The organism is Vibrio sp. Isolate30 (genome assembly GCF_022397975.1).
Taxonomy (GTDB): domain Bacteria; phylum Pseudomonadota; class Gammaproteobacteria; order Enterobacterales; family Vibrionaceae; genus Vibrio; species Vibrio fortis.
Genome location: NZ_JAKEUS010000001.1, coordinates 428,732 through 446,629 on the forward strand (window position 1 = coordinate 428,732; position 17,898 = coordinate 446,629).

The window sequence follows — 17,898 nt, forward strand, 5'->3', positions numbered from 1 at the left end:
TGAATAAGCGCAGATAACATTAAGGATAGTGTTATGAAAAAATTATTAATTGCTATAGCCGTTGCATCATCAATTCCTATGCTTGCAATTGCTGAAGATAATGCTGACTGTGAAGTAGGTGGCGATGTTTTAAACCCTATTTCGTTAACTGAAAGCCAAGCAGCTTCGTTTGGTAAGTTTCCAGTTTCAAGTAAAGATCGTCATATCACTTTAAGTACTGACGGGAAAGTATATGAGGGTCTTTGGTTCTTGAAATCTGTGCCTGCAATTGGCTCTGTACCGGGTCAATTTAAGTACAAAGGAACGAAAGGACAGCGTTCTCAAATTGATATGGGTGCATTCGCGAGTTGTACTGGTGGTATTGCTACATCTGAGGTGGCAGCAATATATCGTGCCCCTGTTGAAGGTGAAGAGTGGTGGAAATGGCCTTGGGAATATAACGGTGAGAAAGAAGAGTTCTCATTCCCGGTTGGTGTCACCATGCGTATCGAAGGTGGCAAAACAGGTCATATTAGCTGCAGCTACACGCTAACGGCAAAATATATTTAATCTATAAAAGGAGCTTCAAACTACTGAAGCTCCAATTTTATTATTTATAACTCTATATTACGCATATTAAGGAAGTATTATGTTTAATAATTACGTAGTTATTTTGTTTCTATTCTGCTTTACAAACTTTAGTCATGCTGGTGTCAGCTTAAGTCACTACCGAATAGAATTTGAGCCCAATCAGAGATTACAACATTTATATTTATTTAACCCAAGTGAGGAAGCCCAGACTTATCGTATTAGTTTTGTAGACATGGAGATGAAGCCAGATGGCAGATTAGAAGAATCCGAGGGTGTTATAAATTCAGCCCAAAAATATGTAAGGATATCGCCAAGGCAGATAAAAATTGCACCGAATGGAAATCAAACCATTAAACTGCTCGCTAGAAATAGCCACAGATTAGACGTAGGAGAGCTAAGAAGTCACCTATTGTTAACTGAGGTTCCAAAAGAGACCTCTAACGATATAAATCAAGCCTTAAAAAACAGTTTGGGTGATGATGAAGTAAGTGTTGGGCTGCAGATGACAACGTCTTTATCTATTCCTGTCTTCGTTCGAAAAGTCCCATCAACCAATACCCGAGTAGCTTTAGATTCGTATTCTTTTGTTAAACAAGACAATCAGTTGTCATTAAACATGCAATTCAATCGATACGGTAATACGAGCGTGTATTCTGACATCGATGTTTATGCTGGTAATAATAGCGAGCCTATTGCGATGCTTAGAAGTATGGGCTTTTACTATCCACTACCTCAACGCATGGTTAACTTAAATTTGGATAACTGGGATGGTCATAGCCCTTTGAAATTGGTTGTTAAAAGACATGGCACTGAGCAGGTCTTTGTTAGTGAGGATCTGAGTTTAGTGTCCGCTCTCGCTGCTATACATTGATCAGCGGGGTGGGTAGCCATGAGATGTTTTTGGGCGGAAGTGATTAATTATAAGCAGAGATCACTTTTCGCTCTTTTTTCAAGGTTGTTAGCTCTCATTACGTTGTGGCTCATGTACATCACATCAGCTCAAGCGATCACAAACGAGTTGATAGATGATGAACCTATTATTTTGGAGCTACACCTTGCAAGAAGAGTGTTAAACGAAGCTGTTCTGGTTTATCCAAGAGAGGGAACATTGCTAGTCCCATTGGGTGAACTATCTCGCTCTCTGAAGTTAGCTATTGACGTTGATCCTGGGGCAGGTGTTGCAGAAGGTTGGTTTGTTCGAGAAGACCAAACCTTTGCGCTAAACCTTACACGCAATGAAGTGATAGTTAATGGTGATACGTCTACTCTATTAGAATCGGATTACTTGCAAGAGTTTGATGATATTTACATAAACAAGACTCTGATTGAAAAGTGGTTTCCAATCGATTTGGATTTAAAACTGTCTGATTTGACTCTCTATGTAAATTCAAGAACTCCACTTCCCTTAGAGCAACAAATAGAGCGTGAAAAAAGAGCTAGAAATCTGAGTAACAACAGCACCAATCAGGCGACATATCCTCTTGTTGAAGGAGAGTATCAGTGGTTGTCTTTCCCGTTAATGGATATCACGCTCGATACCTACCTTGACTCAGACAATCGTTGGGATACAGATTACAGTGTGTTTGCTAGCGGTGATTTAGCAAAATTAACGAGTGAGTTTTATCTCGCAGGTTCGATCTCAGAAGGAAGTGTAACAAGTAGTCGCTGGTCTTTAGGCCGACGCCATCCAGAAGATACCGGGATTCTAGGGACGACTGAGTTTCAGATTGGTGATGTCTTTACACCCAGTATAGAGCATCTGAGTAGTAGTTCTGAAGGAAGAGGGGTGTATTTAGCGAACACCGATTTGTCTAGCGCGACAGAGTTCGATAGAACGACTTTACGTGGCCCATTAACGACAGGCTGGGAAGTTGAGCTGTATGTAAATAATCAGTTGATAAGCATGCAGACAGCGAACGATCGAAGTGATGGCTTGTATGAGTTTTCCGACGTTAATTTATTATTTGGTCGGAATGAGATAAAACTTATTTTCTATGGTCCAGAAGGGCAGCAACAGGAACAGGTTGATGCTATCTATATTGGTTCAGAGCAGCTGAGTCCAGGAAAATGGTCTTATCAAGTCGGTGCGAATCAAGCCGATGTACCTGTTATTGATTTAACCAGCGTTGATCAATATTCCGATCCAAATGGTCAGTTGCATTTCAGTACACGGTTTGAATATGGCGTTAGCCAGAATCTGACTATGAATCTTGGCTATGTCTCGCTCTATGATCAAGATGACAGCTTGCGGCTGAATATGTTCAGTATTGGCGCAACGGGAGGGTTCTGGGGGCTATACAATCAAGTTAATTGGTTGATAGACAACGACCGAAACAACGGCTTGGACTGGCAACTCCAAACTCGCTTGTTCTCGACCAACATTAACCTTAAACACTTAGAGTTGTGGGGATTAGATACACAAGATTTGCCCCGCGATGTTTATGAGTATGCGCGCCAATCGGAAATTCGACTAGACGATAGCTTCGGTCCTCTAGGGCTCAGTTTGACCGTTGATCGTGAAGAGTTAAAACAGAGAACAGATCCGGACTATGCAAAAGACCAATATCGCGTAGAGCAACGGACCTCACTTTCGACAAGCTATTTTCAAACCTCTAACACTCTTAATTATGAGTTGTATTATTCGCGTGAGAGTCAATTTAGTGGGGATATTGCGTTGACTAAGCGTTTGTTTGACTGGACCTTCAGAACATCGGTTGACTATGACATAGAGCCCGAAAGCAACATCACTAGCTACAGCCTTGATGCAAGTTGGCGTTCACCCAATGGATACAGTGTTGGTATCGATACTAACTATGATACGGAGAGTGAAACTACAGACTACGGCTTCCGTGTTAGTAAACGATATCAGAATATTGACTTTGGTATTGAAGCTAATGGTGATGACGAAGGCGACTACGATGTACATCTTTCAATGGCGTTTAGTCTGGGTTATGTCGATAAAACCGATCATCTATATGTCCGCTCGGACACGTTAGCGACAACAGGAGGAGTAGAGGTACGAGCTTTTAACGATTCAAATGGCAATGGAGTATTTGATTCTGGCGAGCAACTGATTTCGGATATTGCGTTCAACAATGGCGACGTCACCGAACGTGGGGTGCTGTTGATGACGGATCTGAGCACCACCGAAAGCAAAAACATCTTTATTGATGATCAAAAAATGCAAGATCCTTATCTATACCCAATGATTGAGGGACTGAGTGCCTTAGGACGTCCCGGTATTATCCAAACTTTTGACTATCCTTTTATTGCCACTGGAGAAGTGGATGGTGATGCCTATTTGTTCAAGAATGGGGAGTTTCAGCCGATCGCTGGAGCAAAACTTCAACTGGTTGATCAGAAAGGACGAGTCGTCAGTGAGCGAACCTCTGAATATGATGGCTTTTTCTTTATGGATAAAGTCCCTTTAGGTGACTATCGATTAAGGGTTGACCCAGAGCAGGTTCAACGCCTCAATCTAAAGCCAATCCCCGAACATCAAATATCTCTAAAGAACTCTGGTGATTTTGTAGGGCCAATTCGAATAGAGCTTATTGTTAACAACTGATCGTCGAGATTTTTTATTAAGCGCTTCTGCCTAGTTCAATGGAGCAGAGGACAAAGGCAGTCCGTGATGAAATTTTGATACCCCGCTAAACTCGTTATAGCTGAGATACTTTATTGATAAATGCATGCCGAGAATGGCAATCTGTTTTCATCATGATGTTCTTAATATGAGTTTTCACGGTATTAAGGCTAATAAACATGTGTGAGGCGATTTGCTTGTTACTATATCCATGCAATAGATGGTGCATGACTGCTTGCTCTTTTTTTGTAAGATCGAAATTTTCCGAGACAGATTGAATAAACTCTTGATGGTAGTAATGATCAATCGTGTTGATGATAAAGGAGTCTAAGGCTCGACGTGGGAACCATAAACCTCCATCCAGTGCAATATCGATGGCTTTCATCAAGTCATTGTTTGTGCAGCCACAATTTAATACACCTCGCCAACCATGTTGCAAGTGTTGGATAAGTACTTCAACCTGACTACTAGGGCTATCGACCAAGAGGCAGATATCATTTGAGCAATTCTTATTTGGGTACTGTTTTAGGAATTGCACTGCTGAGCTATCGTGCACGAGATAGAGATGCTGATAACGGTCTTTCGTGCAATTTGCAGCCTGGTAAGGAGGCTTATTTTGATAGCAAAGGCATATATGTTGCGTGATATCAGTTTCTTGAAGTGGTGTGAATCCAAGGATATGAAATACGATGTGATCTACTGGCGTTGTAATTTCCATATTAACTCGCTGACGTTTGTCGTTTAGTTCATTTACATACTTCGTTCCATATCATCATATTTTTATGTAACAATGTTCACATCACCCACTCGGGTGACAGTTTAGAAAGATGGTGAGTTAAATTGCGCTAGATCAATTTACATACAATAAAAAATCCCGCACAAAAGTGCAGGATTTTAGTGGTGTAACATCCGCTATGACATTAAGTCATCAATAGGGATCAGTTTTTAGTATGTAGAACAATGACTTCATTCTGATCAAGGTTGAATGTCGCACTGCCATTTGCAACCACGACTTGGTCGCCACCTAGTACGTTGTCGTATGTACCGTTTGCTAAACCAAGGTTGATGGCGTTGACTGAAGTAGAGTTGCCTAAGTTCATCGCTACTACAACGACATCGTCGCCTGCGTTACGCTCATAAACCAGTACATCGTTACTTATCCAGCGCTCAATGTAAGAACCTTGTTGGATTGCAAAGCTCTCTTTACGTAGTTTGCTGAGCTTTTTGATCATTTGATATGCCGGTGTTGTTTTATCGAAACTTGGCATCATTTCACGGTTGTATGGGTCATTACCTTGCTGACCAAACCCATTGGTTGTGAAGTTTGCTGCGTAGTGCTCGGTACCATAGTAGATACATGGAATACCACGAGATGTCATGATCAAAGCCAAACCCAGCTCAACACGATCTTGAGCGAATGGGATACTTTGACGACCACCCCATTTGTCTTTACCTGGACCAAAGTTAGTCGCATCAGAACGCAGTACAGTAGATAGACGAGGTGCATCATGGTTATCTAAAAAGATGACCTGCCAATCACTACTTGTGAACTTCTGGTCTCTCAGCTTCATGTAGTTGTTAATAGCGTACATGCCTGTACCGTTATGGTTTAGCAGCGCGTTTTCGATGGTATTTCTTAAACCAAAATCGAGCAGAGCAGAGCCTGATGTGTTCGCGAAGTCGATAGACGCAAAGTTTGAACCGGTCGCATCTGCACCGGAATCCATCCACTCACCAAAGAAGTAGAAGTCTTTTCCTTGGCTCTGTTTGGCATAGGCATTGATTTGACCAGTAAAGTCTTGGATAAACTCTTTGTCCATATGCTTCACCGCATCAATGCGGATAGCGTCAACGCCTAAATCAACCCAGAACTTGGCACCGTCAATCAGGTATTGACGTGCTGGGCCGTCTTTTCTTTGGTCAAAGTCGGTTAGGTTGAATAAAGTCTTGTTACGAACCGCCCATGCATCATCCCATTCCCAGTTTTGGCCGTTAGCGGCGATTGCGCCGTTGCGGTGGTAATAGCCGCTGCTGTCGTTGTTGTAGTCGGCAAGACGAACGCCATTTTTATAAAGAGCGCCATATTCCCCTTCATCATCTGGGTTAGAGTGGTTAGGCGCATAGTCCAGCACGAGCTTCATGCCGTAGCTGTCCATTTTCGCTTTTAGCGCTTTAAAGTCGTCAACCGTACCTAAGTGTTCATCAACCTTAAAGAAATCACGTCCCCAGTAACCGTGATAGCCAGCGCCGCCACGACTGTCTGGTACGTTAATGTTATCCGCTGGTGGCGTGATCCAAATAGCAGTGATGCCCATATCATGCAGGTAATCCAGCTTTGCAGTGAGACCTTTTAAGTCGCCGCCGAAGTACTTTTTGAAATCTGACTTGTCAGCCGAGTACATGTTGGCACCAGTGGACGTATTATTGGTTGAGTCGCCATCATGGAAGCGGTCAAGAAATACGAAGTACATGGTTTCATCACGCATATCGAACGGAAGCTTTTCATGGACAATAACGGTGTTGGTGTCGTCGTAAAAGTTGATTTCATAGGTTTTGTTCGGATCGACAACATAGTTATTGATCGGGTAGTTCTCTGACCAATCACCAAAACGATCGACTTTAAAACTCGGTGGGTTATTCGCATCGCCAGTATTGAACTTCTTAACAATTTGCCAGTGGTTCGGTTTGATCTTTACCATGGATTCGGATTGCCAATCATTGGCAGTGCCACGGAAATACGCTTGATTCCAATCTGCAGCGGCAGGTAAAGAAGCGAGCAATACTGAAAGAAGTACTATTTTGTTCTTCATGTTATCGTCCTGTTTCACTTATTAGATAAATTTAGGGTGCACAAAGCCGATCCAGATATTCTCTGAATTAGGCTTAATTATTGGGTTTTAATTTTTTGAAAATATAAGCCACCCCAACACATCAAATAAGAGGCAGCTTTTGTTTAGCGATTAGGCACTTACAGCGTTAGGTTCTGCTCTGTTTCTGCATCGAAAATATGGCAGAAAGCAGAATCAAAATTAAAGCGAATATTCTTACCAATATCTGATGTGGATATAGTTTGGTTATTAACTCGCGCCACCACCTCATTTTCACCAATTCTGAAGTAGAGGTATTTTTCATTACCTAAGTTCTCTACAACGGTGAGTTCACCGTCGTGTACATTGATTGTCTCGTCATCGCTTGCGAGATTGATGTGTTCCGGGCGAATCCCCAGACATACGGGTTTATCTATGTGATTCAGAAGTTTTTGTTGCTTGTCTTTTGGAATGATAATGCGCGCGCCTGGAGCGAGCTCAACATAAACATCTTCGCCCAGTTGACATAGCTTGGTGTTGATAAGGTTCATCGCAGGAGAACCAATAAAACCAGCGACAAACTTGTTTTCTGGGTAGTTGTATAAGTTGGCTGGCGTATCCACTTGCATGATGTTGCCTTGGTTGAGAACGCAGATACGATCGCCCAACGTTAACGCTTCTGTTTGGTCATGCGTTACGTAGATCATGGTCGCTGGATTGCCTTCTTCTTTCAACGATTGGTGCAACTGTGCAATCTTAACGCGCATAGAAACACGCAGTTTGGCGTCTAAGTTAGATAAAGGCTCATCGAATAGAAAAACATCGGGCTTACGTACAATAGCACGACCTACTGCAACACGCTGACGCTGACCACCTGACATCTCTTTGGGTTTGCGGTAAAGCAAGTCCGTAATCTCAAGCTTTTCAGCGGCTTCTTCAACGCGCTTTTTGATCTCGTCTTTTGGTCGCTTCTGCATTTTGAGGCCAAAAGCCATGTTGTCGAATACGGTTTTGTGCGGATAAAGGGCGTAGTTTTGAAACACCATCGCGATGCCACGATCTTTCGGAGGGAGATCATTCACTACTTTGCTGCCGATACGAATATCACCACCAGAGATGCTCTCTAGGCCCGCAATCATTCGCAAAGTTGTTGATTTTGCGCAGCCTGATGGGCCGACAAATACCATGAACTCACCTTCATGAATGTCTAGATCAATGCCATGCACAGCTTTGAAGCCATTGTCATACTCTTTTTCTACTTTGCGTAGGCTAACTGTTGCCATTTGATACTCCGCATAGGGTTATACAATCAAGTGATGTAGCATATTGATTCACATGATTTTATTAGATTAAAACTGTTGATTCAGAAAGGCGTTTTCGGCTGACAGCGACTTGCTCAATGAACAGAGATAGAGAGCGAATATGGGCGATTCGCTCCCTCAATTTTGTAATTACTTACACGCTTTTAGCAGAGCTCGGACTGGCTTTTTGTCTTGTCCGATTTCAATGCTCCATAGGTACTTTCCATCCTCAGGAATAGCAACGGTGGTGTTCTTTGCGAAGCCGCCTCGTTTGAGCTCTTTCTCGTACCCTGCAACCATCTCTTTACCTGCAGCAGTAAATTGTGGATTCCAGCTCATGGTGGCAAATTGTAGGCTGACATTACCGGCCTTCTCTTCACTCACAACTTGGTAGATACCGTTGCCTTTGTGAGACATTTGACGGTTTTCCATGTGCATCCATTGGCCATCAGGGAATGTACCAACAACATAGAGTGACGGTTTAATCGGGCCACGCTCTTCAACACTTGGTAGGTTACAGTTAGCAAAAGGACCGGTAGCCATAGCTTGTGCACCTTCGGTGCTGTCTGATGTGCTAGCACATCCCATGAGTGCTGATGAGAGCAGGGCAGTAAGCAGCAAAGTACGTTTCATCGTCAATTTCCTTTATCTTATTCGCGTTATATTGTTAAGTTTCGACTGGTTTCATAATCGAAAATATGACCAAAATAGGTATCGAAATTAATGCGAAAAGACTTTCCGATATCACTTTGGCGAATTAATTTTTTTGTTCTGAATAGTATTTCTTTATGACCAATGGCTAACAGGATTTCAAAGCTGTTATCGGTCTTTCTATAATCGATGAGTTGACCGTTGATAGTATTAAGCTGCTCGTTGTCTTCTGCTAAATAGACAAAATCAGGTCGAATACCAAAATAAACTTTTTCATCGATGTATGAGGACAGGCACGCTTGCTGCTGCTCGGGTATATTCAATGATGTACCCGGTTCGAGCTCGATATACAGTTCTTTGGTATTTGATCTAATGTAAGCATCGACCATGTTCATGGCTCTGTCCGTCATTGCTAATTCTCGCTAACGTTACAAGCTAAACAAACGTGCGATAAACCCCTTCGATTTGGTCGGAGTCTCCGCTTTATCTGGGTTTGATTTTTTGTTGGTTAGCTTGTTGAGTGTTGCCAGGTTTTTGTAGTAGCTGCGAGCATCCTTTGCTGGGTATCCGAAGATATCGCTATGTGCAGGGAAAGAGTGGCTCACGCCTGATTTTGCTTTGATGACCGAGTTCTTTCCGATGGTTAGGTGCCCAGCGGTGCCTGCTTGACCATGCACGATAACGTTGTCTTCCAACGTTGTGTGTCCAGCGAAGCCTGTTTGCGATACCAATAGGCAATGCTGACCAATTTTACAGTCATGGCCAATTTGAACTAAGTTATCGATTTTGGTACCTCGACCAATTACGGTATTACCCAGCGTGCCTCGGTCGATGGTGTTGTTGCATCCAATTTCTACGTCGTCTTCGATAATGACGCGGCCAATACTCTCTACGCGCTGGTATCGAGTTTGTTTACCTGTCATATATTCAAAGCTGTAGTTGCCAATGGAGTTGTTCGAATCAATCGTGACATTGTTGCCGATGATGGTGCCTTCTTTGATCACGGTATTGGCATGGATTGCCACGTTGTCGCCAATGGTGACGCCATTCATGATCTTCACACCAGGCATAAAGTGGCAGTTGTCTCCGATTTGACAGTGCTTACCAATGTATACATCTGGGATATCAGAAGTGTTGCCTTGATCAAACAGTTGGTACTTATGCACTTTGTAAAAGCGCATCAGTTGGTTGAGTTTATCGGCATCCAATTCATCAATAACGATTTTGGTTTTTGCCGATGACTCAAGAATCGCTCGTGGTCCAATAATCACATCCGCTAAAGTTTCAGAAATGCCTTTGAGATCGGATTTGGCAAATACAATCGCAAGCCCACCTTTTTCATCGCTTGAAACCGGACGAATCAACGATATTTCTACCGTGTTATCACCAACGATTTCTCCACCAACGACCTGAGCTATTTCTGAAACTTTGAGCATATTATTCGACCTATCAATTAGTTAGAAGCGATATAGAGCTTGTAAGAATAGTGTGTTCTGTTCAACTACTTTTTCGTCACCAGCCAATTGTGCAGAGTTCGACGTCTCAGTATCTTTCGCCCATTCGTATTCCGCTTTCATCAACCAGTCTTCACCCACGGCTTGTTCGTAGCCGATGGTCGCTTTACGAATGTCTTTGAAGTAGTCGTCGTTGCTGCCGATGCCGTTGGTTTCGTTTTCACCGATACGAGCTCGAACATACATGGTGCCGGCATCATCAAAGCTGTATTGAACAATCGGTTCCACATACTTCTCAGTGAAATCGCTGACTTTAGTGCCGTTTCTCTCGTTCTCTTTGATTTGGTAGAAGAACTCAACACCCAGCTCCCAGTTACCTAAGCGCTTGTATGGTTTGAACAGTAGGCTATAGCCTTCCTCTTTAGTTTTGCCCCACTCACTCTTATCTTCATCATTTAGTAGATACTCGAGGTTAGAGTAGAAACCCGCACCGAAGTCATTGCTCCAGTAGGTGAGGTAAGGTCTAAAGCTGTGTTCAACCGTAGTATGTCGTAAACCACTTGTACCCGATGTGCTGTAGATCTGACTGCGTGAGTATTCGATGTCATAAACCGTACCTACTCCCCAGCCTGAACCAAAGTTGAAGCCTTTATCAAGAGACAGTAGGTGAATGTAACCATCTTCAGTTTCGCTGTATCCCGATTGCTCTTTTTTACGATCTTCCAGCTTAAAAGCGTAAAGGGTCGAGAAGTTCCACTTTGAGTTTCGGTAGAACAGGCTCACCACTTCATGTGTACGCGTCTGCTCAGTTATTTCAGCTGCGCCCCACAGAGCCCAGTTAGTCGTCGTTTTGTATTCATACTCAACAGACGATCCAACATGCCCACCAAAGTTCAAAGCGTCATCAAAAAAGGTGTCTTCAGGAGCAAAGCCTCGATCGCTAGCAAAAGCAGTGGTACTCACAAGCAAGGTGTTGGCTATCACTACAGACAATAATGTTCGTTTCACAGTATTTCCTTATTATTCCGGCATTGGATTTATTTCGATAATTCTGGCCATGAATTTAGTAGTTCACGTTGAACGCCTAATTATTGTTCTTTATTTATTTTTATTTTTCTTCCCATAGAAATTGGTTATGTGATCTCGCTCACTCTCATGGGTGGATTTTATTGATCATCATCACGAATAGTATTGTTTTCATCGATATAGCTATCAGAATGAGCTTATTTCTTGCTGTTAAGCCTGATTCAGACTGGTGTTATATATAATCATGCGTATGGTTAGTAATTACGCATTTATGGTGATCTAAGTCACAAAGGTGGTTCTGATTTGAACAAATCGTATTGACTTGTTTAGGGCGAGATATAACCTAGTAGTATCTTATGGACTACTAAATTTAACTTGTGCGGTGTGAGTATGAAAGAAAAGCTATTTAGAACAACGCTATTGGCCTCGCTATTGATGTCTGGGTTGGCTAGCGCTGAAGAGATAACACCAGAGAAGGGTGCCGAACTACTCATTTGGACGGATAAAACGACCGTTGAATACATGGAGTATGCAGCAGACTCTTTTAACCAAGAGTTCGGCTACGATGTCGACTTTTCGTTTCGTGGACTCGCACCTATCGATTCTGCTTCTCGTTTAATTCAGGACGGTGGCTCAGCTCGAGTGGCTGATGTGGCAGAAATTGAGCACGATTTGCTGGGACGTTTGGTTGTTGCGGGTGGTGCTATGGAGAACCTGGTTTCTTCAGAGCGCATTGATAGCACGTTTATGCAAAATGCCATCAGCGCTTCTAAGTCTGAAGGTGTGAGCTACGGTTTTCCTGTTAGTTTTGCCACTACAGCACTTTTCTATAACAAAGACTTGCTTCCGAAAGCTCCAGAGAGTTTTGAGGAGATTATTGAGTTTTCGGAATCATTCAATAATAAGCAAGAACACAAGTATGCATTGCTTTGGGATATCCAAAACTACTACGAGTCGCGCATGTTTGTAACTTTGTATGGTGCATATGAGTTTGGTAACAACGGCACCGACGCGAAAGATATCGGCATTGACTCAGAGGAAGCTCAAAAAGGGTTAGAGGCAATGAAGAGCTTGCGCGTAGCAAACAGTTCTAACCCAATTGATATGCGTAACCCGCAAGTTCGCCGTGGTCTCTTTGGCGAGGGCAAGGTGGCAGCGATTATTGATGGCCCATGGGCGATTCAAGGTTACAAAGATTCTGGTGTGAATTTTGGTGTGGTACCAATGCCAAAACTGGAAGGCCAACAGCCACGCACCTTCTCAACCGTTCGACTTGCAGTGGTCTCTTCTTACACCGAGTATCCAAAAGCGGCTCAATTGTTCGCCGACTACCTATCAACAGAAACCATGCTGAAGAAGCGTTACCAAATGACCCAATCGATTCCACCCGTTCAATCGGTGATGGAAGAGATCATTGTTAATGCGGATGAAGCGACTTACGCGATCATCACTCAAGGTTTCTACTCTGATGCGATGCCTTCATTACCGGAGATGGGCTTTATTTGGTCACCAATGGCCAGCGCAATTACCGACTTGTGGGTAAATGATAAGTCACCAAAAGCTGTTCTTGACCGCGCTCGTTCAATTATTGCTGAACAGATTGAACTACAAGAGTAGAAGAGGATCTATGTTGTTATCTGAGACTAAGGCAGCTCCTAAGTTGCCTGCTGCTCTCCTTATCATGGGGAGCACACAGATCTTAAAGGGACACTGGTTGAAAGGCGGGATTTTTCTCGCCATCCAACTGATTACGTTGCTTATTTTCCCTGAAATTGTGGAGTCGTTAAAAGGCCTTGTGACTTTGGGTGACGTTGCTCAAGTACGTAAAGGCTTTACCATCACACAAGGCGATAACTCAATCTTTATGTTGGTTGAGGGTGTGATTGCGCTGCTCTACTCATTCTTGTTTATCTGCTTGTACGTGTCGAATGTGCGCGATGCACAACTGACTCAGCCGTCAAAACTGTCTCTTAGTGAACAACTGAAAGATATCTATGATCGCAAGTTTGCGTTCATTATGTTGTCGCCTACGTTTATCGCAAGCATCGCATTCATCATCATGCCGATCATTATTACGGTGATGGTGTCTTTTACCAACTATTCAGCACCACATCATATCCCGCCGAAGAACTTAGTCGATTGGGTTGGGTTTAAGAACTTCTTTGCGCTGTTTGAGTTGAAGATCTGGTCGAGTACCTTCTTCGGTGTCGCTTCATGGACAGTAATGTGGGCATTCTTCGCAACGGTCTGTACTTGTGGCTTCGGCTTTTTGTTGGCGCTGGCACTGCAGAACAAGAAGATAAAGGCGAAAAAAGCGTGGCGCTTTGTCTTCATTCTTCCTTATGCGATTCCTGCTTTTGTCACTCTCTTGATGTTCCGCTTGTTACTTAACGGCATTGGCCCAGTGAATGCAGCGCTGAACAGCTGGGGCTTTGATTCTGTCGCTTTCTTGTCTGATCCCTTCATTGCCAAGATTACAGTGATTGCGGTGAGTGTTTGGGTCGGGGCACCTTACTTCATGCTGCTGATTGCAGGGGCATTAACCAATATTCCTGAAGACCTATACGAAGCAAGTGAAGTGGATGGCGCGAGCAAGTTTCAACAGTTCTGGGAAATCACCTTGCCGATGGTGCTTCACCAAGTTGCGCCATCTTTAGTGATGACGTTTGCCCATAACTTCAACAACTTCGGAGCGATTTTCCTACTGACCGAGGGTGGACCAATCAACCCTGAATATCGCTTTGCAGGGCACACCGATATCTTGATTACTTGGATCTACAAACTGACTCTCGACTTCCAGCAATATCAAATCGCGTCAGTTATCTCAATTGTGATCTTCTTGTTCTTGTCGGTTATCGCGATTTGGCAATTCCGCCGCATGAACTCATTTAAAGACGATGTAGGTATGTAAGATGGATAAGTTTATTGGCAAAGTTGGGACCGTAATTGTTTATCTGTTCTTAACGGCAAATGCACTGCTGGTTCTTGGCCCGGTTATTTGGACAGTGCTTGCATCGTTCAAGGTCGGTAACAACCTTTTCAGCTCTTCGTTTACGGGCATTGAGTTTACTTTGGATCACTACCGCGCGCTGTTCACCGATACGCCGTATTTTGAGTGGTACAAAAACACGTTTTTCTTGGCAACCGCCAACATGATTATCTCCTTGGTTGTGGTCACACTCTCGGCGTTTATCTTCTCTCGTTACCGTTTCAACGGTAAGCGAAACATCATGATGAGCATCTTGGTACTTCAGATGTTCCCGGCTTTCCTATCGATGACAGCGATCTACATTCTGCTCTCAAAAATGGGGCTGATTGATACCTACGCTGGGCTGTTGTTTGTTTATGTCACAGGCTCTCTACCATTCATGATCTGGCTGGTTAAGGGTTACTTCGATGCGATTCCAACATCGCTTGATGAAGCAGCGAAGATTGATGGTGCAGGGCATATGACCATCTTCTTGGAGATCATCCTTCCTCTTGCCAAGCCTATCTTGGTGTTTGTTGGCTTGGTGTCGTTCACAGGCCCTTGGATGGACTTCATATTGCCAACCCTGATTTTAAGAAGTGAAGAGAAGATGACACTGGCTATCGGTATCTTTAGCTGGATCTCATCGAACTCAGCAGAAAACTTCACTTTGTTTGCAGCAGGTTCTCTATTGGTAGCCGTGCCAATCACCTTGTTGTTTGTTGCAACACAAAAACACATTACAACCGGCCTCGTCAGCGGTGCAGTAAAAGAATAAAAAGCTAGGAATACATAATGATTACAAAAAGTGCGCTTACACACTCGGCAAAGAGTGCGGATAGTTACGCCTACGATAATGAGACATTGCATCTGAGATTACGTAGCGCGAAAGGCGAAATTGAGCGTGTCGCTCTATGGATAGGTGACCCTTACCACTGGGCTGAAGGCGGTTTAGATGGCGGTAACTTGGGTGGCAGTGACGCTCACGGTTGGGTTGGGGGTAACGAAGTCCCGATGAGCCACGAGGGTGAAACGGAGCACCACGATCATTGGTTTGCGGCTTTCAAGCCACCTAAGCGTCGTAGCCGATATGGCTTCATCCTTTATGGTAAAGATGGTGAGAAAATCTTGTTTGGTGAGAAGCGTTGTGCAGACCTTTCGGATCCAAGCAAAGCAGAAGTGGAGCTGAGCAATCTCAGTAACTTTTTCTGTTTCCCATACATCAACCCGCGCGACGTTTTAAAAACGCCAGACTGGGTGAGAGATACGATTTGGTATCAGATTTTCCCAGAACGTTTTGCCAACGGTAGACCGGATATTTCGCCGGCTAACGTACAGCCGTGGGGAACAGAACCAAAATCCGATAACTTCATGGGCGGTGATTTATGGGGCGTGATTGAGAAGCTCGATTACTTGCAAGACTTAGGCGTGAATGGCTTGTACTTGTGCCCAATCTTTACCGCCAATGCCAACCACAAATATGACACAGTTGATTACTACAACGTTGACCCTCACTTCGGTGGCAACGAGGCGTTTAAAGCATTAGTTGAAGCGGCTCATCAGCGTGGCATGAAGGTGATGTTGGATGCGGTCTTTAATCATATCGGCGCTCAATCACCACTTTGGTTAGATGTTGTCGAGAAAGGTGAAAAATCCAAATACGCCGATTGGTTCTGGGTCAATCAGTTTCCGGTCTACCCTGATACGCCCAAAGATCAGTGGGACTTCTGGAACCTAAACTACGAAACCTTCGGCAATGTGGCAGAGATGCCAAAACTCAACACAGAGAACGAAGAGTGTCGTGCTTATCTACTTGATGTTGCACGCTATTGGGTTGAAGAGTTCAAGATTGATGGCTGGCGCTTAGATGTGGCAAACGAAGTCGACCATGCCTTTTGGCGTGACTTTCGCACCGTTATCAAAGGCATCAATCCGGATTGCTATATTCTGGGTGAGATTTGGCACGAAGGGATGCCTTGGCTACGAGGTGACCAGTACGATTCATTGATGAATTACCCATTAACTCAAGCGATTACCGACTACTTTGCTCTGTCTGCGATGGATAAAGATGGCTTTAAAAACGCGGTTAATACGTCGTATCTGGCTTATCCGAGAAACGTTAATGAAGCGATGTTTAACCTGCTCGATAGCCACGACACGACACGTATTTTATCTCTGTGTCAGGGTGATAAGCGTCGAGCCAAGTTAGCTTACTTGTTCATGTTCACTCAGGTGGGCGCACCATGTATTTACTACGGTGGTGAAATTGGCATGGATGGCGGGCGTAGCATGGGCAGCGAAAATAACCGCAAGTGTATGGAGTGGGATGAAAGCAACCACGACTTAGACTTTAAGCGCTTTATTCAGCAACTTATCGCCATGAGAAAGAACAACCCAGAGTTTAATCAGCCAAACCTGGAGTGGGTTCCAGTACAAGATGAAAACTGTATCGCGTACCGACGCTCTGATTATTTGTTCATTCTCAACAACAGTGACCAATCTAAGTTGGTTGAGTTGGACGGGCAAGTTTATGCGCTTGATGCGTTTGGTTACGTGATTGAGAAAGCGTAACGCACATGAGTGACTCTGTTGTTATGGGGATCTCTATTGATCCCCAATCCATCCATTCTGTTACGAACACCTCCTCAGGGCGAGAAGTGTATCGTAATGTCCAAAACTGTCCGGATGACTCACCCAAATTATTGGAGTGCTTGAAGCAGTTAGTCTCAAGTACGGTTTGGCGATTCGGGAAGATAACAACAGTCGTCATTAGTGTATGTGAGCACCTACATACCTTTCGTGGCAGCAGTAACAATAGGTTGTCACTCGTAAATGCAGCTCAGCTAGCCATAGACTTAAGCAACCATTTTGGCTTTGATTGCTCGATAGTGAATGCTTCACAAGCGGGCTTCGCTTCGGATAGCAACTTGCTTAATGCTGTCGACGGCGCGGCTTTGAGTGTGTCGCTCGATGTAGGCTGTAGCTTAAGTTTCTATAAAAATGGCAAGTGGTCTACACAATCACTGTGTCGCCATTGGGCGCACTCACCACTGCCAGATTTTCAGTGGCTGATTGATGGTTTGACGCCGGTATGTCGCTGCGGTCGAGAGGCGTGTATCGAGCAGTTTTTATCGATAGAAGGCATTGAGCGTCAATATCACCAGGTGGTGCTTCAAGACAAATCCTTGGCGGATATCTTCTCAGGTGTGGAGGAGGCAGATACCCATTCGACTCGGGTGTACCGAGCCTTTATCGATCAGTTGGCGCGTAGCTTATTGTCGCCGATTGAGGAGTTAGCGCCCAAGCAGCTCGTTCTTTCTGGATTCGCAACCGCATACCCTTCGCTCAACAAAGAGCTCAAGGTTGCCTTGTCTCGGTATCACTCATCAGAATCGCTACCTGTCATTATTCAAAACTCACAGGATAGCTTTGTATTTGCCTACGGTGCGGCTCTCATGGCAATAAAAAATAACAACAATCATTTACGCTCATAGTTGCAGTAATGGTAATCTTAGCAGGAAGAAAGTATTGAATA

The 17,898-nt window shown here is 43.9% G+C and carries 15 protein-coding genes; 8 read left to right on the forward strand and 7 right to left on the reverse strand.

All coding sequences use genetic code 11. The features are described 5' to 3' along the window. Nucleotides 1-33 precede the first annotated feature (33 nt). From L1D60_RS01945 to L1D60_RS01955, 3 genes are all read left to right on the forward strand, one after another. Nucleotides 34-549, forward strand: a complete 516-nt coding sequence (locus L1D60_RS01945; protein ID WP_239839491.1) for a hypothetical protein — start codon at nt 34-36, stop codon at nt 547-549. Between the two features lie 79 nt (nt 550-628). Then, the gene (locus L1D60_RS01950; protein ID WP_239839492.1) at nt 629-1,441 is read left to right on the forward strand and encodes a hypothetical protein; all 813 of its coding nucleotides are present in this window, start codon (nt 629-631) and stop codon (nt 1,439-1,441) included. A 111-nt stretch (nt 1,442-1,552) separates the two neighbouring features. Next, nucleotides 1,553-4,138 carry a hypothetical protein gene (locus L1D60_RS01955; RefSeq protein WP_239839493.1) on the forward strand — a complete coding sequence of 862 codons (2,586 nt, stop codon included), beginning with the start codon at nt 1,553-1,555 and terminating at the stop codon, nt 4,136-4,138. Nucleotides 4,139-4,232: 94 nt separating this feature from the next. Here the strand turns inward: L1D60_RS01955 and L1D60_RS01960 are convergent, their stop codons facing one another. The 7 genes from L1D60_RS01960 to L1D60_RS01990 form a co-directional block, all read right to left on the reverse strand. Beyond that, entirely contained in the window at nt 4,233-4,874 is a 642-nt protein-coding gene (locus L1D60_RS01960; RefSeq protein WP_239839494.1) for a response regulator transcription factor, read from the reverse strand. A gap of 220 nt (nt 4,875-5,094) precedes the next feature. Next, a complete protein-coding gene (locus tag L1D60_RS01965) occupies nt 5,095-6,966 on the reverse strand; it encodes an alpha-amylase family glycosyl hydrolase (RefSeq protein WP_239839495.1) in 1,872 nt (623 codons plus the stop codon). Nucleotides 6,967-7,124: 158 nt separating this feature from the next. Then, nucleotides 7,125-8,246: a sn-glycerol-3-phosphate ABC transporter ATP-binding protein UgpC gene (gene ugpC, locus L1D60_RS01970; protein WP_239839496.1), complete on the reverse strand. Its 1,122-nt coding sequence runs from the start codon at nt 8,244-8,246 to the stop codon at nt 7,125-7,127. Nucleotides 8,247-8,414: 168 nt separating this feature from the next. Beyond that, a complete protein-coding gene (locus L1D60_RS01975) occupies nt 8,415-8,897 on the reverse strand; it encodes a glycosidase (RefSeq protein WP_239839497.1) in 483 nt (160 codons plus the stop codon). 26 nt (nt 8,898-8,923) lie between these two features. Beyond that, nucleotides 8,924-9,325: a hypothetical protein gene (locus tag L1D60_RS01980; protein ID WP_239839498.1), complete on the reverse strand. Its 402-nt coding sequence runs from the start codon at nt 9,323-9,325 to the stop codon at nt 8,924-8,926. 18 nt (nt 9,326-9,343) lie between these two features. Continuing rightward, nucleotides 9,344-10,351: a UDP-3-O-(3-hydroxymyristoyl)glucosamine N-acyltransferase gene (lpxD, locus tag L1D60_RS01985; protein WP_239839499.1), complete on the reverse strand. Its 1,008-nt coding sequence runs from the start codon at nt 10,349-10,351 to the stop codon at nt 9,344-9,346. Between the two features lie 21 nt (nt 10,352-10,372). Beyond that, nucleotides 10,373-11,377: a porin gene (locus L1D60_RS01990; protein ID WP_239839500.1), complete on the reverse strand. Its 1,005-nt coding sequence runs from the start codon at nt 11,375-11,377 to the stop codon at nt 10,373-10,375. A 408-nt stretch (nt 11,378-11,785) separates the two neighbouring features. On the opposite strand from L1D60_RS01990, the gene L1D60_RS01995 reads away from it, so the two are divergent. The 5 genes from L1D60_RS01995 to L1D60_RS02015 are packed head-to-tail and all read left to right on the forward strand — an operon-like array spanning nt 11,786 to nt 17,857. Further along, nucleotides 11,786-13,012, forward strand: coding sequence for a maltose ABC transporter substrate-binding protein (locus L1D60_RS01995; protein ID WP_239839501.1), 1,227 nt, complete (start codon nt 11,786-11,788; stop codon nt 13,010-13,012). A gap of 10 nt (nt 13,013-13,022) precedes the next feature. Next, nucleotides 13,023-14,306, forward strand: coding sequence for a sugar ABC transporter permease (locus L1D60_RS02000; protein ID WP_239839502.1), 1,284 nt, complete (start codon nt 13,023-13,025; stop codon nt 14,304-14,306). Nucleotide 14,307: 1 nt separating this feature from the next. After that, on the forward strand, nt 14,308-15,141 hold the full coding sequence (locus tag L1D60_RS02005) for a sugar ABC transporter permease (RefSeq protein ID WP_239839503.1): 834 nt from the start codon (nt 14,308-14,310) through the stop codon (nt 15,139-15,141). A gap of 17 nt (nt 15,142-15,158) precedes the next feature. Further along, the gene (locus L1D60_RS02010; RefSeq protein ID WP_239839504.1) at nt 15,159-16,934 is read left to right on the forward strand and encodes a glycoside hydrolase family 13 protein; all 1,776 of its coding nucleotides are present in this window, start codon (nt 15,159-15,161) and stop codon (nt 16,932-16,934) included. Between the two features lie 5 nt (nt 16,935-16,939). Next, a complete protein-coding gene (locus tag L1D60_RS02015) occupies nt 16,940-17,857 on the forward strand; it encodes an ROK family protein (RefSeq protein WP_239839505.1) in 918 nt (305 codons plus the stop codon). Nucleotides 17,858-17,898 lie beyond the last annotated feature (41 nt).

Excerpts from the sequence above, each read along its gene's own strand:
- L1D60_RS01950 (WP_239839492.1), top strand. The coding sequence starts at position 629 with ATGTTTAATAATTACGTAGTTATTTTGTTTCTATTCTGCTTTACAAAC.
- L1D60_RS01995 (WP_239839501.1), top strand. The coding sequence starts at position 11,786 with ATGAAAGAAAAGCTATTTAGAACAACGCTATTGGCCTCGCTATTGATG.
- L1D60_RS01955 (WP_239839493.1), top strand. The coding sequence starts at position 1,553 with ATGTACATCACATCAGCTCAAGCGATCACAAACGAGTTGATAGATGAT.
- L1D60_RS02000 (WP_239839502.1), top strand. The coding sequence starts at position 13,023 with ATGTTGTTATCTGAGACTAAGGCAGCTCCTAAGTTGCCTGCTGCTCTC.
- L1D60_RS02010 (WP_239839504.1), top strand. The coding sequence starts at position 15,159 with ATGATTACAAAAAGTGCGCTTACACACTCGGCAAAGAGTGCGGATAGT.
- L1D60_RS01975 (WP_239839497.1), bottom strand. The coding sequence starts at position 8,897 with ATGAAACGTACTTTGCTGCTTACTGCCCTGCTCTCATCAGCACTCATG.
- ugpC (WP_239839496.1), bottom strand. The coding sequence starts at position 8,246 with ATGGCAACAGTTAGCCTACGCAAAGTAGAAAAAGAGTATGACAATGGC.
- L1D60_RS01945 (WP_239839491.1), top strand. The coding sequence starts at position 34 with ATGAAAAAATTATTAATTGCTATAGCCGTTGCATCATCAATTCCTATG.
- L1D60_RS01980 (WP_239839498.1), bottom strand. The coding sequence starts at position 9,325 with ATGACGGACAGAGCCATGAACATGGTCGATGCTTACATTAGATCAAAT.
- lpxD (WP_239839499.1), bottom strand. The coding sequence starts at position 10,351 with ATGCTCAAAGTTTCAGAAATAGCTCAGGTCGTTGGTGGAGAAATCGTT.
- L1D60_RS02005 (WP_239839503.1), top strand. The coding sequence starts at position 14,308 with ATGGATAAGTTTATTGGCAAAGTTGGGACCGTAATTGTTTATCTGTTC.
- L1D60_RS02015 (WP_239839505.1), top strand. The coding sequence starts at position 16,940 with ATGAGTGACTCTGTTGTTATGGGGATCTCTATTGATCCCCAATCCATC.
- L1D60_RS01965 (WP_239839495.1), bottom strand. The coding sequence starts at position 6,966 with ATGAAGAACAAAATAGTACTTCTTTCAGTATTGCTCGCTTCTTTACCT.
- L1D60_RS01960 (WP_239839494.1), bottom strand. The coding sequence starts at position 4,874 with ATGGAAATTACAACGCCAGTAGATCACATCGTATTTCATATCCTTGGA.